The following is a 22,451-nucleotide window of genomic DNA, read 5'->3' on the forward strand; positions in this document are numbered from 1 at the left end:
CTGACTATTTTATACGCTCATAGGGTCTGCCGCCCAGTATGAACAGTGATATGCCCGCAAACAGGAATGGTATTGAATACAGCCACCAGAATTTGCGTGTACCCATTGGTCTTAGTTTGATACAGCAGTCGGATACTGCATCAGGACTCATATCCATTATGTATTTTGAGTTGTAATAGAGGTCGGAATACTTATCCTTCCATTTCTCAATGCCATCTTCGATAAGCTTCTTATCAGCCTTGCGGCTGGTTATGATACCCTCTACATCGTAGCTGAGATTGTATGTCTCTCTGTTTCCGGAGAATATCTGATTATACAGATCGGTATCATAATACTGGTCTATCACTACGCATATATACTTTTCCGGATCGTTTTCCAATTCCACCAGAAAATATGACTTGTATGCCCCCTCGCTTATCTCCTGCGAATCGGTAACATAAAGCTCAAATGGTTCATCTTTGTAATCGGTAGCTCCGATAGGATAGCCTCTTACCACAGTAGATATCTTTCCCTTTACATACGTGCCGCTTTTGATATCATCAAATTTCAGCTTTGAAAGATCGCGGATGTTCAGGCATTTGTAGAGTATCACCAGACCGAATATAAGAACGATGATACCGACTGAGAAAGCTGCAATAGCTATTTTGTGAAGTGTATTGAGTTTAAGTTTCATAAGCGTTCAGTCCAATCGGATAAATATTATTCATTTTTATTATCCTCATCCTCCTCGGGGACTTCTGACACGGACTCGACATCCACTATCTCGCCCTCGGGTCTGCCCTTTTCTTCAGCCTTGCGGCGTGCTACGGCATCTTCTCCTGTGAAAACGCTCTTTACGTTGTCCACAGTTCTTGCAGCGTCGCTTTTCAGCTTGCCGCTGCCCACGTACTCTTTAGCACCCTTGACAGCTGCGCTTGCCTTGTCCTGAATCTTACCGCTGGTCACGAATTCCTTTGTCTTCGTGACAGTCTTGCTTGCTTCTTCGCCCAGCTTTCCGCTGCCTATGAATTCCTTGGTGCTTTTGACAGCTCTGCTGGCATCGTCATGCATCCTGCCGCTCTGTACATATTCACGCATGGGGGCAACTGTCTTATCGAATCCTTCTCTGAGCTTTCCGCTCTCGACAAAGTCCTTTGCGTTACCCGCAGCAGCGGCGAGTTTATCCTTAATACTCATCTTAAAGCCTCCCGGTATAATGTATATTTTTGTTATTTCTCCAAAGCATACACCATAACAGGCACGGGGTCGCTGTCATTGAAAACATAGACCCTAGCGCACTTCGGACATCTCCACACGCTGTATTTCGGCAGAGGTATCTCATATGGCGGGATAGTATCTATACCCGAGAACATTTCGTCCCATTCTCTGTCAGTGTATACTGTCAGTTCGATATCATTGGGTGACTGCGAGTTCGAGAGGTGCTCACCGCACCTGCAGGTCATTCTTGCCATAGTGGAGTATTATTTGTTCAGACCCAGGAACGCAGCACCGATTATGCCTGCATCATTGCCCAGCTTGGCAATAACTATCTCTGTGTTCTTTTCGGAGTTTCTTGTGTAAACTTCCTTAGCTACCAGTTCCTTCAGGGGCAGCAGCAGAGGATCGCCCTCGTTGCATACACCGCCGCCGATGCAGAGGATATCAGGCTGGAAGATGTTGATTGTATTAGCGATACCGCAGGCGAGATACTTGATGTAATCATCAACTACCTGCTTTGCAGCAGCGTCGCCTCTTCTCATAGCGTTGAAAGCTGTTCTCGCGGATACCTTGCCGTGATCGTCAGCCTCTTCTTTGAGTATGCTCTCGGGGTGCTTTGCGATGGCTTCGTTAGTCATGCGGATAAGTCCCGTAGCAGAGGAATAAACCTCAAAACAGCCTCTTCTTCCGCAGGTACACTGGGGACCGTCAACATTTATAACGGTATGACCTATCTCAGCGCCTGCAAAGTTGAAGCCCGAGTATATCTTCTTGTTTATGATGATACCGCCGCCCACGCCTGTGCCGAGGGTGATGCAGACAGCATCGTTAGCGCCCTTTGCAGCACCTGCAACGAACTCGCCGTATGCAGCCGCATTAGCATCGTTCTCAACGTAGCAGGGCTTGTTTATATGTGTCTTCATAAGTTCAACAACAGGGAAATTCAGGAAACCGAGGTTGTTTGAATACTCGATAACGCCTGTCTCCGAGTTTGCAGTACCGGGAGTGCCGATACCCACAGCCTCGATATCGTCAAGGGTAAGACCTGCTTCTTTAACAGCTTCAAGGGCTACCTTAGCCATATCAGCGCATATCTCCTCACCGGGTCTGGGGAGGTTAGTCTTGCAGCTTGTCTTAGCTACTATCTCAAAATCCTCGCTTACGACACCTGCTTTAATGTTGGTGCCTCCCAGGTCGATACCAATGTAATACTTCATCAAACTCCAACTCCAATCGTAAATTTGCGGATATCCCGCCTTATTTTCATATTATTTATGTAAAGACCGCAGCGGGTCTTATTACCTCTGTTTATTCCGCCTGAATTTTTGTGATAACAGGCGGTTCGCCAGCTGCCACATTGATGATATGATCAAGACATCTTATCTGGTAATGCCTTATGCCGTCCATTATCTGAAAAGCAAATGTGCTTTTCTTTAAGTAGTCCAGCCAGTCTGAATCATCTGCTGTAACAACAGGTTCGTGTCTTTCAAAGGTCGCTCTGTCGCCGCTGTCAAAGCTTTCGTTTATCACCGAATAGCCTATATAGCTCTCAAATCTCACCAGCCAATGTCTGTTTTCGTTGACATCGATGGGTGCGGAGCTTTTCAGAAGCTCAGCCACCTGCTCGCCCACCTGCTCGCCGAATTCACCCGCGATCGCGGCTATATCGGTTTCATCGGAAGTGCCCCTGACAGTGCCGTACAGATCTATCATCAGAGAGCCGTCATCTTCGCGGATATTTTCCGCATACAGATACTTTTCGCTGTTTATGTCTTTGAGGAACTCTTCAAAACTCATTTGCAGTTATCTATCCTTGTGAGTATCAGACTGCACTTGCCCTCTACCCGGAATTTGCCCGAACCTGCGGGAATGAACAGGCTGTCACCCTTTTTGGCATTTACAGCCTCGTCTGCGGTCTTTTCGGGCTCACCATCAGTTACGAAAGGTGTGCCTTCCAGTATCAGCAGGCTTACAAACGAACTGTCGTCCGCGCAGAACTCTGCTTTTTCATCTATATCAACTTTGTATGTGGTGAAATACTCGCATTTTGATAAAAGCTTTATCTCAGCACCGTTCTCGCGTACAGCGGGAGTATCGGGGTAACTCTCAGCAGGAGCAAGCTTTGTAACGTCCTTCGCCTTTTCCACATGAAGCTCCCGAGGCTTGCCGTCCTTGCCGACTCTGCCGTAATCGTAGATACGGTAAGTGGTGTTTGAATTCTGCTGTATCTCGGCGATAAGTATGCCCTTGCCGATGGCGTGCAGAGTGCCCGACTTGATGAAGAAAACATCGCCCTTGTGTACAGGAACATTGTTCGTCACTTCAAGCAGGGTGTTGTCAGCTATCCTCTGTGCGAATTCTTCCTTGCTTATCTCATGCTTGAAACCGTAAAGAAGCTCTGCGCCCTCGTCGCAGTCAACTATGTACCACATCTCGGTCTTGCCGTACTCACCCTCGACACGCTGTGCGTAGTCATTATCGGGATGTACCTGCACCGACAGATTATCCTTAGCATCTATCAGCTTTATAAGTATGGGGAAATTCTCAAACTTCTCGCAGTTTGTACCCAGTACCTGCCTGCCAACCTTGTCGATGTACTCCTGCAAAGTCAGCCCGTCGAATGTGCCGCCCGAAATAACGCTGGCACCGTCCTTGTGGCAGGAAAGTTCCCAGCTTTCAGCGACCTTGTCGTAATCGCAGTTTTTGCCGTACTCATCTCTCAGTCTTGTGCCGCCCCAAAGATAATCCTTGAAAGCAGGCTCCAGCTTAAAAATACCCATATCATATACCCCTTTTTACATTAAATGCGAATAATCGCACTCTTTATAATAATAGCATAGTTTTGATATTTAGTCAATATTTTTTCTAAATATTTCACCGAAATCGCTTATCATCGTAAAACATAGTAATATCGACATAATAGTGTGTGTCCGTGATGCTCTTCATTGTCCCTTATACAGTATGCACGCCGCCTCATATGCCGTGGTCATAGTCGGCGGCTGCCTGCGATCGTGCGCACAAGGGGGAAGATCTTTGCGGCGCCGGTGGGAAAAACGTTTTTCACTATCAGCGATTTGGGCTGAAAAGTTGTACGTTTTTGTACAACTCTTGCAGAAATATGTCCGAGTAAAATGAAAAAACAGTTGTTTGCACAAGGTCACAGGTGCGGAGTTAGGGAGTTTGACGAGAGCAAGGGGGAGAGAATGGCAAACAGCTTTAAAGCCACAGCCGACACAGTCGCTGCTGAACGACGGTCAAGCTCTTCCAGGCGCGAGGGTTTGAAGCGTGGGTGGGGGATGGGGGCTGTGCCCTCCATTTAATATAATTGTGCATTATAACAGATTAATCTCCGCAAATTTTGTTTATTATATTGATTGCTAACAATTGAGAAAAGGAGTATAATTAAATTGAAAAGAAGTGGCTGTTTGCAGACCTGAAACGGAAGTAAGATAGGTAAAAATGTTGTGAGATCAATGCGTGCCGATGATATTGCTTCGGCAGTCGCGGCATAACGCGGAGCGGAGGGCTTGACTATGAAAACTGTATACAAACGGTTTGTATGGTGCTGCTGTGTGCTCTTTGCGGTGGTATGTATTGGGTCTGTGTCGGCGGTTACGGCATTTGCCGATGGCGGCAAAGCGGCACAGGCTGCACAGGTACAGGTCGAGGGACACAGCGGTTCGGCGCGGCAGATGTTCGGCAGTATGGGCGCGGGAGCGGTCATAGTTATAGCCACGATATGTTTGCTGGCAGATAAGAAAAAGAAATAGGCGAGCGGCAGCAGCCTGTTTCGGCAAAGGCTGACGGAGGTGAACACAATGAAAAAAGCGCCGTTTGTGGCGGTTTTGGTACTTCTTCTTGCGGGCTGTAATGCTAATAGTGAAAATTATGACAGCCGCGGGGATAACAACTCAGCAACAGTTGAAGAACAGATGGGCAATCGTGAAAACGACAGGCTGTATGTTGATGATACAGGCGACGGCGATGTTATCTATGTTTCAGCGGAGAGCGACGATATCAGCTATCGCGACTGTAAGACGGAACAAGCGCAGGTCGGTAATGAGCATTGTGTTCTGTCACTCGGCATCAGCGAAGAAATGTTATCGGATATACGTCATTCCTGAACTGAAAACTGATACACCTGAACACTGCCATACCACGGAATCCTGCTTCGTGTTCGCCTTTGAAACAGCGTGAAATACGATGGTTATCAGAATACTTTGTATACCAATTTCCGGGAAAAGTTCAAAAAACAGGACTGCAAATATTACAAGATGGTTAAAATTTCCTCAAAATACTTGCAAAAACGCGTAAAATGTAGTATAATTGACTTGTAAAATATCGGCACTGTGCCGTTGGTCGGATAAAGAGAACATTCTCGGAAAGAAGCGTATAACTATGGAGAAGACATTTTTCATCAGAAAATCGGCCTCTTCAGAAGAAATTAGCGCACCTGCATACGACAGGTTCCAGCGGATAGAGAAACTCAACCTTCTGGTTGACAGCGGCTGGGTCATCAAGAGCTTCAAGTGCGATGCACACGAAGAATACTTCATTCTGGAGAAAGCAGATCAGTAACACGCAGGGGGAATGACCGCAAGGGTCTTTCCCCCTTTTTATTTACAAAGTCCCTACTTACTATTGTGCTGCTGATAAGAAAGATCTGGATCTTCGGAGGGATCATAATGGCTTCAAAAAGTGTTTTTGTCGGTAAGTGGTCTTATTTAATGCCCGATACAAATGCAGACCCGGATGGGCGCATAGTCCTGATCGAAATGTTATCATTCGGACCCTGTGAAGTATATGAATGGGGCATAGATAACAATGGTCTGCCTTATGAGGAATATCAATGGTGCGAGAATGAGTTTTTTAAGGATGAAAACTATTTTAAACACATAACGAAAAAGGAATTAACAGAGCAGATCGAGGATGTCATCCGTGTTTTTTCGGAGCATGAGCTATCGGAATGGGCGAATACCTATTGTAAAATACTTGATCGGCTAAATTCCGATCTATTATAGGCATTTTTGTAAAAAATAATTTTCAAATAAGGCAGGCGGAGATACTGCCGTAAAAAGGAGGAATTTTCATGGACATGAAAGTAATGAACAAGATATCCTACGGATTGTATGTGCTGACGGCAAGATGCGGCAACCAGTTCAATGGGTGCATCATCAATACCCTGGCACAGGTCACAAGCTCGCCTAACCGCGTATCTGTCACGGTGAATAAGGGGAATTTCACCGAGTATATGATACGTTCAAGCGGCAGGTTCAATGTATCAATGATAGACGAAAGCGCCGATTTTTCCTTGTTCACCCACTTCGGTTTCCAAAGCGGAAGATGGGGCAACAAATTCTATGACTACGCCCTGAAAAAGGCGGAGAACGGTCTACCCATAATCGAAAAGGGCGCGTGCGCTTATGTCTGCTGTGAGGTAGTGCAGACCGTTGACCTGGGCACCCATACCATGTTCATCGCCGACGTTGCCGACGGCGAAGTGATATCCGATAAAGCCCCCATGACATATGCATATTACCACGCAAACGTAAAGCCCAAGCCCGCGGCGGCTGAAAGTGCTTCGGACGGCGAAAGATGGGTATGTAATATATGCGGCTATATCTATGAGGGTCATCTCCCAGATGATTTTATCTGTCCCCTGTGCAAGCACGGTGCGGCTGATTTTTCAAGGGTAGATACTCCCGCTGAAGCTGAAAATACCGCCGCATCTGCTGATGAAAAGTGGGTATGCGAGGTCTGCGGATATGTCCATGAGGGCGCACTGCCCGATGACTTTGTCTGTCCTCTCTGCGGAGTTGGTTCAGACAGTTTCAAACGGCTGGACTAGCCGCGCAATAATCGGTCAGCATCAAGCAAGACAAGGCTTGACATGAATTGTGAGAATATTGTAATATAGGAAAGGAAGATGGATGATGGATTGTCCAAAATGCGGAGGCGCAATGACGGACGGTGTCCTGACAGGAAGCGGAAAAAGCGGAACAGGTGTTCAGTGGATCACCAAGGAATACCGTATGAAGCACGCATTTCCGCCAATGACGCCAAAAGCACTGGAGGAAGCCCAGCGAATAAGCTTACGCATGGCTGAACTCAATACCCATATGGCTGACGTTTTCTGGGTGTGCAGAAAATGCGGTGTGATAATGGCTGAACTGCCTCGTATAAAGGAGGAGAACAGCCATGAGTAACTGCATCAAATGTGGCACAACCTGCAAAAAAACAGTCCTCGGCGGTGAGGACGGCGTACTCATATATAAGTACTATGCCGAAAACGATACTGTTGAACATTATGCAAGGTACGAACTCTGCTGTGAAGAATGTCCCGACTGCGGAGAACTGTCAGCACCCGAACTTTGCGCAAAAGCAGAGGGCGGGAACCTGACTTCGCTTGTCACGATACTCGACGGCGAGGGATACAAATACGAAGTCTGCCCCGAATGCGGTGGACGGCTTATCAGAGATATGGCAGGAATGGGCAGTGCGGGAAATCTGCTGAAAAAGTTTGCAGAAAAAGAATTTCCGTACAGCTTTGCGCTGTTTGACCTGTGCGCCGACTGCGGCAGGATATCTGATGTTCACGAAAAGCTGATGGGGGTATAGAAAAATGAATGCTAAGCTTAAAGAAGAGATACTGGCGGTACTTAAAAACGGAAATGTGAACGGTCTTGATGCTGAATCGCTGAGCGACGATGATCTGCGTACTTATATAACTCTGCAAGCCCTTAAAAATGACAGTCATGGCGGAAAGTACGAGTACGCTGTGGAAACTGTCCGCGACCGTGACAACGGCGGTGCTGATGAAGCTTCACTTGCCGATGTGCTGACGATGTACGGCGAAAGGGGCTGGCGGCTGAAGTTCTGCTTTACCGATGAGATGAGGGTGGAGCGTGATGCAGAGGCTGACGCGACGATAAACGATATTGTACTGATATTCGAGCGTAAAATGTGATATGGAACACGAACTCTTTATAAAAGAAGTCCGCAGGGGGATATACCTGCTTGATGAAGGACACGAAGCCACCGGATATCTGGTCATCGGTGAGAACAAAGCCTGTGTCATCGATACGATGAACGGCTGGAACGACCTCTGTTCCGCTGTGCGCAAGCTGACAGACAAGCCACTTGTACTGGTGAACACCCACGGTCATCCCGACCATATACTCGGTAATGTATATTTCGACAAGGAAGTTGACCACGCGCTCATAAGTCCACGTGACAGGGCGATGGCTGAAAGCTTCTTTGAGAGCATACCCGAGGTAAAGGAGATGTGCCGCAAATGCGGACACGGTATACCGCCTTTTGCGGATATCCGTGAGGGTGATATCATCGATCTTGGCGGACGCACGCTGGAAGTATTTGAACTGGCAGGTCATACCGACGGCGAGCTTTTGCTCCTGCTTCGTGAGGACAGGATACTTTTCACAGGGGACGGCATCAATCATCATCTGTGGCTGCAGCTTGACGGCTGTCTGCCCATGAAAGAGGTGCTTGCAGAATTCGACCGTCTGATGTTCCTTGAAGACAGGGCAGATGTTATACTGCACGGTCACGCAAGGGATCTCGATGACATATCACTTATGCGCTGTTTGCGCAACGGCATCGCGGAGCTATGCGAGGGCAAGACCGAGAACGACAAGCCATATCACTGGTTTGAAGGCACGGATCTTCAGCACAGTTTCAGCTGTTTTGCCGATAAGCATTATCAGCAGGCTGACCATGTGATATGTTACCGAAAAGAAAATCTGCCCACTGATATCAGGTAATGGTAATAAAAATATGGTTATCCCTTTAGCACACCATTTTATACGTTGGTATAATAATGAATAGTTATTTGAGATGTATTCTTCCCCACGCCGCAGGCGGGGGGAAGAATACCGCCACCAATTGATATTGCCTGTCAATTGGTTTTATAGAATGGCGTGTCAGCGGGATGAGCATAAAATCTTATTATAAAGGAGTAGAAAAACTATGGCATACGTAATAGGAGTTGACTGCGGTACAAGCGGTACCAAGACAGTCCTTTTTGACGAGAAAGGTACAGTGATAGCTTCAAAGACTATCGAGTACCCCATGTATCAGCCGAAGAACGGCTACGCAGAGCAGGAGCCCGCAGACTGGGCAAATGCTATGATAAACACCATCAAGGCTGTTATGGCACAGAGCGGTGTTAAGAAAGAGGACGTTAAGGGTATCGGTATATCCGGTCAGATGCACGGTCTGGTAATGCTGGATAAGGATAACAACGTGCTGAGAAAGTCCATCATCTGGTGCGACCAGCGTACCGAAAAGGAAGTTGCTTGGATGACCGAGAAAGTCGGCACCGAGAAGCTCATCCAGATAACCGCAAACCCCGCACTGACAGGCTGGACTGCCGCAAAGATACTCTGGGTGAAGAACAACGAACCCGAGGTATACGAGAAAGTAGCACATATCCTGCTGCCTAAGGACTACCTGCGTTTCGTGCTGACACATGAGTATGCTACCGAAGTATCCGACGCATCAGGTATGCAGCTGCTGGACGTTCCCAACAGAAAGTGGTCTGATGAACTGCTGAGCGTTTTCGAGATAGATAAGAACTGGCTGGGCAAGGTATATGAGTCCTGCGAAGTTACAGGCAAGCTGACAAAGGCTATGGCTGATGAACTGGGTCTCTGCGAAGGCACAATAGTTGTGGGCGGTGCAGGCGATAATGCAGGCGCAGCAATAGGCACAGGCGTTTGCGAGGACGGCAAGGCGTTCACCACAATAGGTACATCGGGCGTTGTGTTCGCACATACTTCCAATATCTCCATCGACCCCAAGGGCAGAGTTCACACCTGCTGTGCAGCTGTTCCCAACAGCTGGCACGTAATGGGCGTTACTCAGGGCGCAGGTCTTTCGCTGAAGTGGTTCAGAGATAACTTCTGCAATGCCGAAAAGGAAACTGCAAAGTATATGGGCGTTGATGAGTACTACCTGATGGATAAGCAGGCTGAAAGCGTACCTGTGGGCGCTAACAGACTTCTCTATCTGCCTTACCTGATGGGCGAGAGAACACCTCACCTTGACCCCAACGCAAGAGGCGTATTCTTTGGACTTTCCGCTATGCACACCAAGAAAGAGATGCTCCGTGCCGTAATGGAAGGCGTATCCTATTCTCTGCGTGACTGCGTAGAAGTATTCCGCGAGATGGATATAAACGTATCCGACATGATGGCTTGCGGCGGCGGCGGAAGCTCACCGCTGTGGCGTTCAATGCTGGCAGACCTCTATAACTGCCCCGTAAAGACAGCTTCCTCCAAGGAAGGTCCTGCACTGGGCGTTGCACTGCTCTCAATGGTAGGCGCAGGCATCTACTCCAGCGTGCCCGAGGCTTGTAAGGCAGTAGTACGCACCGATAAAGTACAGGAGCCCAACGGCGCAACAGTACCTGAGTATGAGAAGTTCTATCAGCTGTATCGTGAGATATATCCCGCACTGAAAGCAGAGTTCTCCAAGCTGGCAAAGCTGTAATAGCAGAAACTTGCGGAAACTGCCAAGAAAGAGAGCTTTGGGTCTAGCGTTGCGTGGAAACAAAACTGCGCACCAAACAAACTATGCCGCGAATCAAAGCGCGCGGTTTATGCGACTGCGTCGGCATATGCCTCGCGCTAGCAGGCTTGCGGAGAGCTCGAGAGGCAGAGCCTCTCGGTCAAGGCGCAAAAGCGACGTGATAAGAGTGCTGTCAATATAACAGCAGACTACCGACTAAATAGGCGCGGCAATAACAAAAAAATCGAGCGTGGACAAATCAACCGTCCACGCTCTTTCCGTTTGCGTGAGATATTGCCGCGCCTGAAATCAACGGTGGAACGCTCGTTGATTTCTCGACCCGTAAGGGGCGACAAAACGTCCATCGTAGTTCTTTGGATAAAAGTGCCGAATAAAATAAAATCGGACTTTTCGGGTATAGTCGGATGTTTGCTGTGTGCGCAGGCTTGCTAGTTTTCGCCCCTCGTCCCTCGGGTCGAGTCATCGGATTCGCTATCGCTGTCCGATGACGGCGCGGCAATAATTTTTCGCACATAGAAAGAGCGTGGACGTTTGTATTGTCCACGCTCTTGATTTTGTTATTGCCACGTCGCCTTTGCACCTTGACCGAAGGGCTCTTCCTTGGCAGTTTACCGCTGTTTTGTCATTCCTCAACGATGGACTTTACAGGTGCTGTATCCCGCTCGTGTCTGCGCTTTTTTGCTTCGATGGTCTTCAGCACTATCCACCAGATGAGTATACAAAGCTCCAACGCAGCAACAGCTGCCATGGGGTAATGGTGCTTCATATAATCGCGGTCGATGCTGCGTATTTCTTCCTCGACATATACTTTATCCAGTCTGTCGGAAAGGTAGTTGATGAAGTACTGCGAAGCTTTCAGGTACAGTCCTGTTCCCGCTGCGATGAAGACGAATGCGGGGATATGTTTTTTCAGGTATTCGATTATGATTCCCGCAAGTACCAGTGCATCGCCTGCGAGCATTGTCCAGCCCACCCATTTTGGCGGCTGGGGTACGATATATCCGCCGAAGGTGCCAAATATTACGATAAGTCCGTAGTATATGCCTGACCATGCGAAGGGTATCAGAATAAGCAGCCGCAGGAACAGGAATCCCAGCGGTTCCTTGCCATAGCGACCATATCTGGTCTTATTCAGCAGTTTTTTTGCTGACTTGCTTTGTATGTTGCGGGCAGCTTCCCGTTCCTCGCGTTCTTCTTCCTCACGTTCACGGCGCTCGCGGATCTGTTTCTGCGACTGCGCTTTAAGTCTATCCTTTTTTGACATTTTTTACCTCTTTTATATGCTATCATTTTCATGATCTGATTGCGGCGAAAAGCCGTAATCTATTATAGCACATCGGATAGCTTTTTGCAACAGGCTAAAATGTATAAAGGACTGCAAAAAAGTTAAAATCTGCCTGAAAAGGTACTTGAAAAAAGTTCACTTCTTTTTGCCATAACAAATAATACTTTCTCGGTCAGCTGAATCAAACGCGGCTGACGGTCAACAATAGTAATGACTTCGGTATTCAGCCGTAAGTTGAAAATTTATGGAAAAGGAAGAATAAAATGGAAATAACAAAATATCTTTTCAAGCGGGCAGCTGCGGCGGCGGGGGCGGTGGGGCTTGCTTTGCTTAGTGTGGCGGGGTTTTATGACAGGACTTTGCCTGACAGTTACAGCGTGGCGCATGACGGTAAACTGGAGCTGAACACGTTTTTCAGCATATCATCGCGGCCTTCAAAACGCTCCTACATGACGGCTTTGACGGATATTTCGGGAGAAGCTTCACACGGCAGGGGAAGCACGCTGATGCTTTTCGGGGCTGTGCCTGTAAAAGACGTGACGGCTGTTTGCAGTGAAAGACCGAAGCTTGTTCCCTGCGGTGAGACCTTCGGGATCAAGCTTCTGACGGACGGAGTTATAGTTATTGAACTCACAGATGTGGGCGGGCGGTGTCCTGCGAGGGAGTGCGGCATAAGAAAAGGTGATATAATTTTATCCGTCAACGGCAGGAATATACGTTCAAACTGCGATATTTCCGAGGAAGTAAGGCGGTGCCGTGAGAGCGGCTGTGAGGTGGTCTACAGGCGTGGCGGCAAGGATAAGACCGTAATGCTTGAACCTGCTTACTTTGAGGGCGGCTACAAGGCGGGAATGTGGGTGCGTGATTCCTCTGCGGGGATAGGCACACTGACATTTTTTGACAAGGACAGCGGAGTTTTTGGCGGACTTGGTCACGCCGTTTGCGACAGCGATACAGGTAATATCCTGCCCCTATCGGAGGGGGCTGTGGGGGACATCGAGATAACGGGGCTGATACCCTCTGAGGCGGGTTCTCCCGGGCAGCTGCTGGGAGAATTTTCCGGGGAAGAAGTTCTTGGGGAGATAACTTTGAACTGCGAGGCTGGGCTTTTCGGGACGTTGGAAAACGCACCCGATGAAAAGGAGGAAGTCGAACTTGGCTACAAGCAGGAGATACACCGTGGGAGTGCACAGATATATTCCTCAGTTGACGGCAAAGCTCCAGAACCCTATTCTGCGCAGATAGAGCATATCGACCTTAGTGACGGCGCGGAGCATGACCTTGTGGTACACATCACCGATGAACGTCTGCTGAGTGAAACGGGGGGTATCGTGCAGGGCATGAGCGGCTCGCCAATTATGCAGGACGGCAGGCTTATCGGGGCTGTTACTCATGTGTTCATCGATGATCCAACGCGGGGCTATGGGATATTCGCAGAGGATATGGTATCCTGCGCGGAGAGTACTTCACAATGAAAAAAGGCAGCATCACACGCTTGCAAACGTGGGGTGCTGCCTTGCTGTTTACCATTATCTCTTTTCGATATCGCGGTGAGCGAGCCTTATGGTCTTGCCCTGGTCGGTGAGATGCTTTGCAACTGCCTCGGCAAAGGTGACGCTTCTGTGCTTGCCTCCTGTACAGCCGAAAGCTATTACCAGCTGTGCCTTGCCCTCTTTTTCATAGAGCGGTATAAGGTAGTCGATAAGGTCTGTCAGCTTGTCAAGGAGAGTCCGTGCTTCCTCAAAGCTCATTACATATCCCGAAACCGCCGGGTCAAGACCTGTTTTGCTTTTAAGCTCGGGTATATAGAACGGATTTGGCAGACATCTTACGTCAAAAGTGAGGTCTGCATCGTTCATTACGCCGTACTTGAAGCCGAAGGAACGCACTTCTATCCTCATGGCGGACTGTCCTGCAATAAGGAAGATATCGTACATCTTTCCTTTGAATTCAGCTGTTGAGGTCGAGGTGGTGTCGATATAATAATCCACATCGTCCCTGACCGATTCCAGAAGTCTGCGCTCGGTCTCGATGGCATCGCGTATATTGCCGTTGGCTATCTCATAAAGAGGGTGCCTGCGGCGGGTCTCCTTATAGCGGCGCATTATCACTTCATCGCTGCAATCAAGGAATATTACTTTGACTTTTATGCCCATATTGCGCATATCTGTTATAGCGTCCTTAAGTTTGAAGAAAAGTGCTCCGCCCCGTACATCGGCAACGAAAGCGACTTTATCGAAATTGCCGTCGGACTGTGCGCATATATCGGCAAACTTTACCATAAGCTCGGGCGGCATATTATCTATGCAGTAATATCCTATATCCTCCAGCACATCGATAGCGGTGGATTTTCCCGAACCTGAAATACCTGTTACTACTACGAACTGCATTTTATCCATCCCCCTTTTAACCCTAATTTAATGGGAGTCTTTAAGCCTCGTAAGGTATGTATCTTACCTCACATTCAAGCATTATGCCTGACTCTTTATGTACTTTATCCTGTACCTGTCTGATAAGTTCAAGGACGTCGGAGCAGGTGGCACCGCCCTTGTTTACTACGAAGCCGCAGTGCTTCTCGCTGACCTGCGCTCCGCCCACGGAGAAACCTCTGAGACCGCTGTCCTGAATAAGCTTGCCTGCGAAAAGACCTTCGCCTGAGGGCCTTTTGAAGGTACTGCCTGCGCTGGGCATATTCAGGGGCTGTTTATCGCGGCGGCGGCCCATGAGGTCTACCATTTTATCCTGTATCTCGTCATAGCTTCCGCTCGGCAGTTCAAATTCGCCTTCGACTATCAGCTCTCCGCTCTCTATGAACCTGCTGGTCCTGTAGCCGAACTTCATCTGGTCGTTCTTGTATTCAAACTGTCTGCCTTCGCGGTCAACGGCTCTGCCGAATTTTATAACGTCCTTTATCTCTCCACCGTAAGCGCCTGCGTTCATGAAGATAGCGCCGCCCACACTTCCGGGGATACCGTAAGCGAATTCAAGTCCGCTGAGGGAGTGTTCCAGTGCGAAGCGGCAAAGCTTCAGCAGGGGACAGCCTGCCTGTGCCACGATGGTATTTTCGTCTTTCATATATATCTTATCCATCGAGCTTCCTATCAGGAAGATAACACCGTCGAAGCCGCGGTCATCGAACAGTACATTCGAGCCGTTGCCCAGTGCCATCGTCCTTATGCCCAGACGGTTTGCTTCTTCCCAGAGGTGGGAGAGATTATCGGGCGAATTTATGTCTATCATTGCCGTGCAGCACCCGCCGATACGGAAGGTGTTGTGCTTATCCAGCGGCTCGTTTGGGAATACTCTGCATTCCAGTTCTTCCGCCAGTTCCAGCAACGAACGTGTATTCATATCAAGTTCTTTCACTTGTTTTTCTCCTTATTTGTGTATTGGTGCAGAAACATCACAGCGGTGTTTCTGCGGAAAGCTTTATCAGAAAGCGTCCCAGTTCTTGACGGATTCCTTGGTATCCATTTCAAGACCGAGGTTCTGAAGAAGCTCTGCTGCCGCATTGTAGCCCATCTTCTTGTGACGGTTGTTCATAGCGGCAACTTCCAGTATAACAGCCAGATTACGTCCTGGCTTTATGGGTATGGTAAGGCTGGGTATCTTTATGCCCAGTATGGAAGTATACTCGTTATCCACGCCCATGCGGTCGTATATCTTCTTGCTGTCCCAGGGTTCAAGCTGTACTATCAGGTCGATCTTTTCGGATATCTTTACGGCACCCATACCGAACAGTCTTCTGGTATTTATAATACCTATGCCGCGGAGTTCCAGAAAATGCCTGATATTATCAGGGGACTGACCTACCAGAGTTCTGCTGGAGGTCTTTCTTATCTCAACAGCATCGTCAGCCACAAGACGGTGCCCTCTCTTGACCAGCTCGATAGCGGTCTCGCTCTTACCTACACCGCTTTCGCCCACGATGAGTATGCCCTCGCCGTAAACTTCGATAAGCACGCCGTGACGTGTGATACGGGGCGCAAGCTCAACATTGAGATAGCCGATGAGAGCCGCGATGAAAGCTGTGGTGCTGTCAGATGTGCGGGCTATGGGCACGCCGTATTTTGAAGCTATATCTATCATTTCGGGATAGAGCTCATGGCTTCTTGCCACGATGAACATGGGTATCTTTGTTGCAAAAAGTGCGTCCAGCCTCTGTCTTCTTACTTCTTCATCGATGGAAGCAAGGTACGCGAACTCCATGTTGCCGCATATCTGTATACGCTCGGCATTGAAGTACTCATAGAATCCCATGAGCTGCAATCCGGGACGGTTGCAGTCGTTGTCGGTGACTATCAGCTCATCGATATTATCGGGCGCATAGAGCAGTTCAAGCCCCAGCTGTTTGACTATCTCGCTGACTGTTACACTGAATATCTCAGCCATAGTTATCAACTCCTCTTTGATAATTTATTGTTCGTTTAAGCCCTTTTACAGGGACATTATGTATATCTGACATGGGTTCTCGTCTCCCCATATCTCGTTTATCACTTCAAGTTCCTTGAAGCCGCAGGAGATGTAGAAAAGGTTTGTCCTGTCATAGTCTTCGTACATTCCCATGCGGACGGTCTTGACCTGCATGAATGAATAGCCCTCGGCTTTTGCGGTCTTTACCGCTTCTTCAAAAAGCGCTCTGCCTATACCTCTGCGGTGGTATTCTTTCAGAACGCCCATCACTGCCAGCTCGACGGTGGCATTTCCTGTTTCTTTAAGGCACAGAAAACCAATGTACTCGCCGTTTTCCTCAGCCGCGATAAAGGTCTGCTCAGCACTTTCCGCGATGAATTTTTCTCGGCTTTCCTCCATCTCAAACCACTGGTCAAGGGCTTCAAGGACTTTTCTTGCTATACCCTGTTTTGTATCCTTGTCCGTTATCTTTTTTACCATTGTTTCCCTTTCGGTCTTAGCTTTTTGAGACTATGTTACCGAAGTAAACATATTCGTTGTGATAATCCCAAAAGCCCTGTAAAACAAGGTGTTCCCTGCCATCATCGTCGGTATAGATGTCACAATACTCGCCGATGTCTCCACCGCCGTCCCATAGTAACAGACCGCGCCATTTTCCTGTATCATAATTTAATCTTTCAAATTCAGAAACAAGCGGCTCTTCTCTCTCATATTCATCAAATGCTTTATAAAGCTCTTCGTTCATGAAAACTTCAAGCACCCTGACTTTGATCCAGGCGATATACTCATCGCGGGAAACAACGCTTTCAAATCTGCATTTGATTATTCCGCCGCAGGCTATGACTTCATCTGTCATTTCGTCCGTATAATAGTCTCTTGGCGACTTCAGCTGCATATAGAACTCGTCGCCTATCTCTTCATCAAAGGGCTTTCTGACCCGTATGCAGCATATCTCGTCTACCTCAGGTCTTTTCTCACGGCGTATCCAAGATTCGCTGTCAATATGCGGTATCTCCTCGCCGCTTTCGAGCCATTCCATGATACAGTCATCACAGCAGTAAGCCCAGCCTACGAAGCCTTCGGGAATTTTTGGTTCCTTTTTTACTGTCTCACCGCAGCATCCGCATTTGAATCTCATGTCATTCTCCGTTTCAGAGTGATATATTCCCCTCATTCAGCATCTCCTGTGCTGCCAGCATTATTCCCATTTTTCCGCTGGGGTAGGTTATGCCGCCCTGGAGCCATACTGCGTAGGGTTCGCGTATGGGGGCATCGGCTGAAAGTTCGATAGAAGCACCCATGGTGAACGCACCCGCCGCCATGATGACCTTGCTTTCGTAACCCGGCATATCCCATGCTTCGGGAGTAACATAGCTGTCAACGGGGCTGCCTTTCTGTATGCCTTTGCAGAAGGCTGTAAGGTTCTTTTCATTTTCAAGAAGGATAGACGCGATGATATCCGTTCTCTTTTCACTGCTTTCGGGGAGGGTCTTGTAGCCCATCTTTTCAAAAAGACGGCAGGCAAAGACCGAAGTTTTCAGGGCATTTGCCACTGTCTGGGGGCAGAGGAAGAATCCCAGAAGTATCTCTCTGTTCATGTTCAGCGAACAGCCTACCTCTTTGCCCATGCCAACGCAGGTGAGCCTGTCTGCGCATTTCTCCACAAGGTCGGCGCGACCGCAGATATATCCGCCTGTGCTTGCAATTCCGCCGCCGGGGTTCTTTATCAGCGAACCTACTATCAGGTCAGCGCCCACAGCCAGGGGCTCTTTTTCCTCAACAAATTCGCCGTAGCAGTTATCTGTCAGGATTATTATATCGGGATTTGCGTCCTTTGCCGCCTTTATAACAGATGCTATCACATCAACGGTAAAGGAAGGTCTGAGTGAATATCCCCGTGACCTCTGTATGTATCCGACATTCGCGCCCTTAGCCGCCTTTGCTATGGCTTCAAGGTCGGGAGTGCCGTCCTCTTTGAGTTCGACTATGCTGCTCTTCACGCCGAAATCTCTCAGCGAACCGCAGCCTGTGTCGCACTCTTTGCCCACAACACCTTCAAGGGTATCGTAGGGTGCGCCAGTGAGGAAGCACAGCATATCATTGGGGCGGAGTATACCGAAAAGCGCGGTGGAAAGTGCGTGAGTGCCGTTGACGAAAGTATGTCTGACTATGGCATCTTCGCCCCCCAGCGCCTGAGCGTAAACTTTATCAGCAGTATCTCTGCCGATATCGCCGTAGCCGTAGCCCGTAGTACCTTTCAGACAGCCCTCGCTCACGCGGTTGTCGATAAAGGCTTTCAGAACTTTCTGTCCGTTTATCTCGGCGATGCGGTCTATCTCCGCAAATACCTCTGTACACTCGCTCTCAGCCTGTGCGGCAAGGGTAAGTATTTTTTCATCTATTCCAAAAATGTTTGTCAATTATTTCACCTCATGTGGATTTTTATAGTCCCTCGGTCTTTTTAGTTTAAGTTTATCCTATGAGCGCGAGACATCATGCAGATACAGTTATCACCACGAAAAAATCAGCAGAACGTTTTTGCGATCTATTAATGGCTGGGCTTTTCGTCCCGTCTTTCGAGAACTGTATCTATGCCCATGGCTTTGAAGCCTATCTCTTCGTAATAGCTTACTCTGTGGGGTCTTGCGAATAACTTCACGGAAATGCCCTGCTGCCATAGTCTTTCGCCTATCCAGTAAAGCAGAGTTCTCGCGTGCATTTTTCCGCGTTCCTCGGGTACTGTGCCCACCTGACCCACCAGCGCTATCTTGTCTATTATGTACTGTATGGTTGCGGTGGTATAGTCCCCCATAAGGAATGACTGTGAAAGTCCGCGACGTATGCGGTGGGAAGTATCTGTCAGCCACATCTCGTAGCTGTCTTCAAGCCTCGGGAAACACTGGGCGAGTATCTTGTAAACGTCGTCCAGCCTGGGAAGCTCGTCCACCTCCAGCGGAGGCAGTTTGCCTGTGGGAGAATATGTGAATTCTGTACGCTTTTCACTGCGGTATTCATCATCTAAAAGCACAGCCAGCTTTTCGCCGTACTGCCTTTCAAGCTCTACCGAGAAAGGTTTCAGCATACGCACGAAGCCCGCAAGCTCTTCGAGCATTTCCTCGGGCAGTTCTTTGCCCTCAAAAGTCGATATCATCAGTGCGCTGTTAAATTCAGAGAACATTCCCAGTCTCTCGCCCTTGTAGTCCATGAAGAAGAACCGCAGGAAGTCATATTTTGTGCCGTAGGCGAGAAAATGCGACTTTATCCGTCGGCTGTAATTATTGTCCCTGAGCCTGTTTATCAGCGCAAGGTCGATATCTTTGGTCTGATATATCATTATAAGTCCTCTCTTCGGGGGATAGGATCATTTGTATTTTGCATTACGGTCTCAGCTGAGTTCGTTTACCAGCTGTTTGAAATGTCTGCCTCTGTCCTCGAACATACGGTACATATCAAAGCTTGCGCAGGCAGGCGTCAGCGATACGATATCGCCCTCTTCTGCGTATTCGCGGGCGGTGCGTACTGCTTCTGCCATATCCTTTACGGTGATTATCTTCAGTCCGCTGCCCTTGAAATTGGGGGCTGCTTCAACTGCGGCACGTATCTTGTCCTTGGTCTGACCCATGAGTATCAGCACCTTTACCTTATCGCAGATAGGTGCAGCCATAGGCTCGAAGCTTACGCCCTTATCGGAGCCGCCCTGTATCATTATCTGCTTCTGGTCAAATGCAGCCAGGCAGGCGAGAACTCTGGTGGGGCTGGAAGCTATGGAGTTGTTGTAATATTTTACGCCGTCCAGCTCTCTTACAAATTCGATACGGTGCTCAACGCCGCCGAATTCCTTTGCTATCTTTGCAACGGTCTCGGGCTTTACTTCGCCGTAGGTCATAGCTATGGCAGTGAGGTAGTCCTCAACGTTGTGCATACCTGGTATCTTGATATCCTTCATATGTACATACTCGGTGACTTTTCCGCGCTGGTTGTAGCACAGCATACCGTCTTCACGGAGGAATGCGCCGTTATCGGGCTTCTCCTTGATGCTGAACCATGCCAGGTCGCCGCGGACGCGGTCTTCAAGACCGTGGGTAACTTCATCGTCAAAACTGAGTACAGCTCTTGAATATGCGTTCTGGTGATCGAGGATATTGCACTTTGCAAGAGTGTATTCTTCCATAGTGCCGTGAACGTTCAGGTGGTTGGGACGGATATTTGTTATACCCGCAACATCGGGGCTTTCACGCATGGATATCAGCTGGAAGCTTGAAAGCTCGCAGACTGCCACATCTGTTTCGGAGATGGTCTCTACCAGCGGCAGCAGCGCCTTGCCGATATTTCCGCCCAGATGAACGCGCTTGCCCTCGGCTTTCAGAAATTCGCTTACGAGAGTAGTAGTGGTGGTCTTGCCGTCAGAACCTGTTAGTGCGTAGGTCTTGCATGGGCAGAGGTCGAAGAAAGTCTCCATCTCGGAAGTGATGACAACGCCCTGCTTTCTTGCCTTTGTAAGAACTGGGTCATTGTAGTACATACCGGGGGTACGGAAAACTATATCGCAGTTGAACAGTTCATCGAGATAATTCTCACCCAGTGAAAATTCACAGCCCTTTGCTCTGAAATCTTCGATCAGCATGGGGTCGAACTCGTCTTCTTCGCGCTTGTCGCAGATAACACAGTTTATGCCTTTGGAAAGGAATACCTTAATAAGGTCGGTATGGCTCACGCCCACACCTATGAAAGCAACTCTTTTATCCTTTATTGCATTGAAGTACTTTTGTGCCTTAGTCATTGTAATTTCTCCTTTATTTCAATGTCTTTATGTCACAGTCTTATCTGCAAACACAAATTATCTATTATATTATACACTATTTTCCCGCAAAACGCAAGGGGATAAAGAAAGAATAATGAAAAAAAGCGTCATGGGGCTTTTTTACGCGGGTTCTTGATTTATACAAAAATATGGTGTATAATCATTTCAGGTGATATAATGGAAGGTTTAAAAAAGGAACTTGCGGTATTCTCTGGGGCACTGCTTTGCTGTTTTTTGTGGGCGAGCGCTGTTCCCTCAATAAAGATAGGCTACAAACTGTGGGATATCGGCGGGGACGAAACTTGGAAAGTGATACGTTTCGCGGGGATAAGATTTTTCCTTGCGGGGATACTTGTGATAGCTTTTGCGGGTGCGGCGCGTAAAAAACTGCTTATCCCGCGGCGGGACGAATGGGGAAAGGTGATGTTCCTCAGTCTATTTCAGACCATAGGGCAGTATATCTTTTTCTATATTGGGGTAGCCCACACTACCGGTGTGAATTCGGCTGTGGTGGATTCACTGACTAACTTTTTCGCCATAATCATAGCTAGTGTGGTACTGAGAATGGAAAAGCTGACGGTACGAAAAATGGCGGGCTGTCTGCTGGGGCTTGCGGGAGTGGTTCTTGTGGAGATAACTCCCGCGGGATTTGAATTCCGCCCTGCGGGTGACGGTCTTGTAGCGCTTTCGGCGCTGTGCTACGGAGTATCCTCTTCGATGATAAAAAGGTATTCATCGGAACACGACACCGTGCTTTTCAGCGGCTGGCAATTCATATTCGGCGGTGCTGTGATGACGGCTGTGGGTCAGTGCGGGATGATGGTCTCGGGCGGTGGCTCTGATGATGTTTCTCACGTGACTTTCAAGGCTGTGGCACTTCTTATCTATCTGGCGCTGGTATCCAGTGTGGCGTACACCCTCTGGGGGATACTTCTCAAGAACAACGATGTTTCAAAGATATCGGTATTCGGCTTTATGAACCCTGTCATGGGAGTTATGCTTTCGGCAGTGCTTCTTGGTGAATCGGGACAGCTGGGCATAAAATACGCGGCGGCGCTTCTGCTTATCGGTGCGGGCATAGCGACTGTCAACCTGAAAAAGTCTCATGGAACCAACGATGCGCTAAATACTAATGATTGATTGTGGAAAAATTATGTATAAATTGTCGAATAATACTTGAAATTTCTATGACATTGTGCTATAATA

At 48.4% G+C, this 22,451-nt stretch carries 27 protein-coding genes; 12 read left to right on the plus strand and 15 right to left on the minus strand.

Annotated elements, in window-relative coordinates; translation table 11 throughout:
- Positions 1-4: 4 nt before the first annotated feature.
- The 6 genes from BMY75_RS09005 to BMY75_RS09030 form a co-directional block, all read right to left on the minus strand.
- Entirely contained in the window at positions 5-673 is a 669-nt protein-coding gene (locus tag BMY75_RS09005; RefSeq protein WP_074832871.1) for a hypothetical protein, read from the minus strand.
- 26 nt (positions 674-699) lie between these two features.
- Positions 700-1,176 carry a hypothetical protein gene (locus BMY75_RS09010; RefSeq protein WP_074832873.1) on the minus strand — a complete coding sequence of 159 codons (477 nt, stop codon included), beginning with the start codon at positions 1,174-1,176 and terminating at the stop codon, positions 700-702.
- Positions 1,177-1,208: 32 nt separating this feature from the next.
- The gene (locus BMY75_RS09015; protein ID WP_074832875.1) at positions 1,209-1,451 is read right to left on the minus strand and encodes a hypothetical protein; all 243 of its coding nucleotides are present in this window, start codon (positions 1,449-1,451) and stop codon (positions 1,209-1,211) included.
- Positions 1,452-1,460: 9 nt separating this feature from the next.
- Positions 1,461-2,414 carry an ROK family protein gene (locus BMY75_RS09020; RefSeq protein ID WP_074832877.1) on the minus strand — a complete coding sequence of 318 codons (954 nt, stop codon included), beginning with the start codon at positions 2,412-2,414 and terminating at the stop codon, positions 1,461-1,463.
- Positions 2,415-2,505: 91 nt separating this feature from the next.
- Positions 2,506-2,994, minus strand: coding sequence for a hypothetical protein (locus tag BMY75_RS09025; RefSeq protein WP_074832879.1), 489 nt, complete (start codon positions 2,992-2,994; stop codon positions 2,506-2,508).
- On the minus strand, positions 2,991-3,977 hold the full coding sequence (locus BMY75_RS09030; RefSeq protein ID WP_074832882.1) for a type I phosphomannose isomerase catalytic subunit: 987 nt from the start codon (positions 3,975-3,977) through the stop codon (positions 2,991-2,993). Before BMY75_RS09030 ends, BMY75_RS09025 begins: the two co-directional genes overlap by 4 nt.
- A gap of 753 nt (positions 3,978-4,730) precedes the next feature.
- Between BMY75_RS09030 and BMY75_RS09035 the strand changes: the two genes are divergently transcribed.
- The 10 genes from BMY75_RS09035 to xylB all read left to right on the plus strand — a co-directional run bounded on the left by BMY75_RS09035 (position 4,731) and on the right by xylB (position 10,707).
- Complete coding sequence (locus tag BMY75_RS09035; protein WP_074832885.1) at positions 4,731-4,967, plus strand: hypothetical protein; 237 nt, start codon at positions 4,731-4,733, stop codon at positions 4,965-4,967.
- Between the two features lie 48 nt (positions 4,968-5,015).
- Positions 5,016-5,321 (plus strand): putative periplasmic lipoprotein, encoded by a 306-nt coding sequence (locus tag BMY75_RS09040; protein WP_074832888.1) that lies wholly within the window; start codon positions 5,016-5,018, stop codon positions 5,319-5,321.
- Positions 5,322-5,595: 274 nt separating this feature from the next.
- Complete coding sequence (locus BMY75_RS09045; protein ID WP_074832891.1) at positions 5,596-5,775, plus strand: hypothetical protein; 180 nt, start codon at positions 5,596-5,598, stop codon at positions 5,773-5,775.
- Between the two features lie 107 nt (positions 5,776-5,882).
- Entirely contained in the window at positions 5,883-6,218 is a 336-nt protein-coding gene (locus BMY75_RS09050; protein ID WP_074832893.1) for a hypothetical protein, read from the plus strand.
- A 68-nt stretch (positions 6,219-6,286) separates the two neighbouring features.
- On the plus strand, positions 6,287-7,045 hold the full coding sequence (locus BMY75_RS09055) for a flavin reductase (RefSeq protein ID WP_074832895.1): 759 nt from the start codon (positions 6,287-6,289) through the stop codon (positions 7,043-7,045).
- Positions 7,046-7,130: 85 nt separating this feature from the next.
- Positions 7,131-7,403: a PF20097 family protein gene (locus BMY75_RS09060; protein ID WP_074832897.1), complete on the plus strand. Its 273-nt coding sequence runs from the start codon at positions 7,131-7,133 to the stop codon at positions 7,401-7,403.
- On the plus strand, positions 7,396-7,815 hold the full coding sequence (locus tag BMY75_RS09065; RefSeq protein ID WP_074832900.1) for a hypothetical protein: 420 nt from the start codon (positions 7,396-7,398) through the stop codon (positions 7,813-7,815). Before BMY75_RS09060 ends, BMY75_RS09065 begins: the two co-directional genes overlap by 8 nt.
- A gap of 4 nt (positions 7,816-7,819) precedes the next feature.
- Positions 7,820-8,164, plus strand: coding sequence for a DUF4177 domain-containing protein (locus BMY75_RS09070; protein ID WP_074832903.1), 345 nt, complete (start codon positions 7,820-7,822; stop codon positions 8,162-8,164).
- 1 nt (position 8,165) lies between these two features.
- Complete coding sequence (locus tag BMY75_RS09075) at positions 8,166-8,978, plus strand: MBL fold metallo-hydrolase (protein WP_074832905.1); 813 nt, start codon at positions 8,166-8,168, stop codon at positions 8,976-8,978.
- Between the two features lie 205 nt (positions 8,979-9,183).
- Entirely contained in the window at positions 9,184-10,707 is a 1,524-nt protein-coding gene (gene xylB / locus BMY75_RS09080) for a xylulokinase (RefSeq protein WP_074832907.1), read from the plus strand.
- A gap of 661 nt (positions 10,708-11,368) precedes the next feature.
- On the opposite strand, the gene BMY75_RS09085 is transcribed toward xylB, so the two are convergent.
- Positions 11,369-12,010, minus strand: a complete 642-nt coding sequence (locus tag BMY75_RS09085; RefSeq protein ID WP_074832910.1) for a hypothetical protein — start codon at positions 12,008-12,010, stop codon at positions 11,369-11,371.
- A 284-nt stretch (positions 12,011-12,294) separates the two neighbouring features.
- Here BMY75_RS09085 and BMY75_RS09090 point away from each other — a divergent pair, with 284 nt between their 5' ends.
- A complete protein-coding gene (locus BMY75_RS09090; RefSeq protein WP_074832913.1) occupies positions 12,295-13,506 on the plus strand; it encodes a SpoIVB peptidase S55 domain-containing protein in 1,212 nt (403 codons plus the stop codon).
- A 54-nt stretch (positions 13,507-13,560) separates the two neighbouring features.
- On the opposite strand, the gene rapZ is transcribed toward BMY75_RS09090, so the two are convergent.
- From rapZ to murD, 8 genes are all read right to left on the minus strand, one after another.
- A complete protein-coding gene (gene rapZ / locus BMY75_RS09095) occupies positions 13,561-14,421 on the minus strand; it encodes an RNase adapter RapZ (RefSeq protein ID WP_074832915.1) in 861 nt (286 codons plus the stop codon).
- Between the two features lie 40 nt (positions 14,422-14,461).
- The gene (gene murB / locus BMY75_RS09100; protein ID WP_081350495.1) at positions 14,462-15,397 is read right to left on the minus strand and encodes a UDP-N-acetylmuramate dehydrogenase; all 936 of its coding nucleotides are present in this window, start codon (positions 15,395-15,397) and stop codon (positions 14,462-14,464) included.
- A gap of 66 nt (positions 15,398-15,463) precedes the next feature.
- A complete protein-coding gene (gene hprK / locus BMY75_RS09105) occupies positions 15,464-16,423 on the minus strand; it encodes an HPr(Ser) kinase/phosphatase (RefSeq protein ID WP_074832917.1) in 960 nt (319 codons plus the stop codon).
- A gap of 45 nt (positions 16,424-16,468) precedes the next feature.
- Entirely contained in the window at positions 16,469-16,924 is a 456-nt protein-coding gene (locus tag BMY75_RS09110) for a GNAT family N-acetyltransferase (protein ID WP_074832919.1), read from the minus strand.
- Positions 16,925-16,940: 16 nt separating this feature from the next.
- A complete protein-coding gene (locus tag BMY75_RS09115) occupies positions 16,941-17,618 on the minus strand; it encodes a hypothetical protein (RefSeq protein WP_074832922.1) in 678 nt (225 codons plus the stop codon).
- Positions 17,596-18,864 (minus strand): methionine gamma-lyase family protein, encoded by a 1,269-nt coding sequence (locus BMY75_RS09120; RefSeq protein ID WP_074832925.1) that lies wholly within the window; start codon positions 18,862-18,864, stop codon positions 17,596-17,598. The genes BMY75_RS09115 and BMY75_RS09120 overlap by 23 nt, the downstream gene beginning before the upstream one ends.
- Before the next feature lie 128 nt (positions 18,865-18,992).
- On the minus strand, positions 18,993-19,778 hold the full coding sequence (locus BMY75_RS09125) for a GNAT family N-acetyltransferase (protein ID WP_074832928.1): 786 nt from the start codon (positions 19,776-19,778) through the stop codon (positions 18,993-18,995).
- Positions 19,779-19,829: 51 nt separating this feature from the next.
- The gene (gene murD, locus BMY75_RS09130; protein WP_074832931.1) at positions 19,830-21,224 is read right to left on the minus strand and encodes a UDP-N-acetylmuramoyl-L-alanine--D-glutamate ligase; all 1,395 of its coding nucleotides are present in this window, start codon (positions 21,222-21,224) and stop codon (positions 19,830-19,832) included.
- A gap of 198 nt (positions 21,225-21,422) precedes the next feature.
- Between murD and BMY75_RS09135 the strand changes: the two genes are divergently transcribed.
- On the plus strand, positions 21,423-22,385 hold the full coding sequence (locus tag BMY75_RS09135; protein ID WP_074832934.1) for a DMT family transporter: 963 nt from the start codon (positions 21,423-21,425) through the stop codon (positions 22,383-22,385).
- Positions 22,386-22,451: the final 66 nt, after the last annotated feature.

It is taken from the genome of Hominimerdicola alba (assembly GCF_900109655.1).
Lineage (GTDB): Bacteria > Bacillota > Clostridia > Oscillospirales > Ruminococcaceae > Hominimerdicola > Hominimerdicola alba_B.

Coding starts and splice junctions, on each gene's coding strand:
- BMY75_RS09005 (WP_074832871.1), bottom strand. CDS start 673: ATGAAACTTAAACTCAATACACTTCACAAAATAGCTATTGCAGCTTTC.
- BMY75_RS09010 (WP_074832873.1), bottom strand. CDS start 1,176: ATGAGTATTAAGGATAAACTCGCCGCTGCTGCGGGTAACGCAAAGGAC.
- BMY75_RS09015 (WP_074832875.1), bottom strand. CDS start 1,451: ATGGCAAGAATGACCTGCAGGTGCGGTGAGCACCTCTCGAACTCGCAG.
- BMY75_RS09020 (WP_074832877.1), bottom strand. CDS start 2,414: ATGAAGTATTACATTGGTATCGACCTGGGAGGCACCAACATTAAAGCA.
- BMY75_RS09025 (WP_074832879.1), bottom strand. CDS start 2,994: ATGAGTTTTGAAGAGTTCCTCAAAGACATAAACAGCGAAAAGTATCTG.
- BMY75_RS09030 (WP_074832882.1), bottom strand. CDS start 3,977: ATGGGTATTTTTAAGCTGGAGCCTGCTTTCAAGGATTATCTTTGGGGC.
- BMY75_RS09035 (WP_074832885.1), top strand. CDS start 4,731: ATGAAAACTGTATACAAACGGTTTGTATGGTGCTGCTGTGTGCTCTTT.
- BMY75_RS09040 (WP_074832888.1), top strand. CDS start 5,016: ATGAAAAAAGCGCCGTTTGTGGCGGTTTTGGTACTTCTTCTTGCGGGC.
- BMY75_RS09045 (WP_074832891.1), top strand. CDS start 5,596: ATGGAGAAGACATTTTTCATCAGAAAATCGGCCTCTTCAGAAGAAATT.
- BMY75_RS09050 (WP_074832893.1), top strand. CDS start 5,883: ATGGCTTCAAAAAGTGTTTTTGTCGGTAAGTGGTCTTATTTAATGCCC.
- BMY75_RS09055 (WP_074832895.1), top strand. CDS start 6,287: ATGGACATGAAAGTAATGAACAAGATATCCTACGGATTGTATGTGCTG.
- BMY75_RS09060 (WP_074832897.1), top strand. CDS start 7,131: ATGGATTGTCCAAAATGCGGAGGCGCAATGACGGACGGTGTCCTGACA.
- BMY75_RS09065 (WP_074832900.1), top strand. CDS start 7,396: ATGAGTAACTGCATCAAATGTGGCACAACCTGCAAAAAAACAGTCCTC.
- BMY75_RS09070 (WP_074832903.1), top strand. CDS start 7,820: ATGAATGCTAAGCTTAAAGAAGAGATACTGGCGGTACTTAAAAACGGA.
- BMY75_RS09075 (WP_074832905.1), top strand. CDS start 8,166: ATGGAACACGAACTCTTTATAAAAGAAGTCCGCAGGGGGATATACCTG.
- xylB (WP_074832907.1), top strand. CDS start 9,184: ATGGCATACGTAATAGGAGTTGACTGCGGTACAAGCGGTACCAAGACA.
- BMY75_RS09085 (WP_074832910.1), bottom strand. CDS start 12,010: ATGTCAAAAAAGGATAGACTTAAAGCGCAGTCGCAGAAACAGATCCGC.
- BMY75_RS09090 (WP_074832913.1), top strand. CDS start 12,295: ATGGAAATAACAAAATATCTTTTCAAGCGGGCAGCTGCGGCGGCGGGG.
- rapZ (WP_074832915.1), bottom strand. CDS start 14,421: ATGCAGTTCGTAGTAGTAACAGGTATTTCAGGTTCGGGAAAATCCACC.
- hprK (WP_074832917.1), bottom strand. CDS start 16,423: ATGGCTGAGATATTCAGTGTAACAGTCAGCGAGATAGTCAAACAGCTG.
- BMY75_RS09110 (WP_074832919.1), bottom strand. CDS start 16,924: ATGGTAAAAAAGATAACGGACAAGGATACAAAACAGGGTATAGCAAGA.
- BMY75_RS09115 (WP_074832922.1), bottom strand. CDS start 17,618: ATGAGGGGAATATATCACTCTGAAACGGAGAATGACATGAGATTCAAA.
- BMY75_RS09125 (WP_074832928.1), bottom strand. CDS start 19,778: ATGATATATCAGACCAAAGATATCGACCTTGCGCTGATAAACAGGCTC.
- murD (WP_074832931.1), bottom strand. CDS start 21,224: ATGACTAAGGCACAAAAGTACTTCAATGCAATAAAGGATAAAAGAGTT.
- BMY75_RS09135 (WP_074832934.1), top strand. CDS start 21,423: ATGGAAGGTTTAAAAAAGGAACTTGCGGTATTCTCTGGGGCACTGCTT.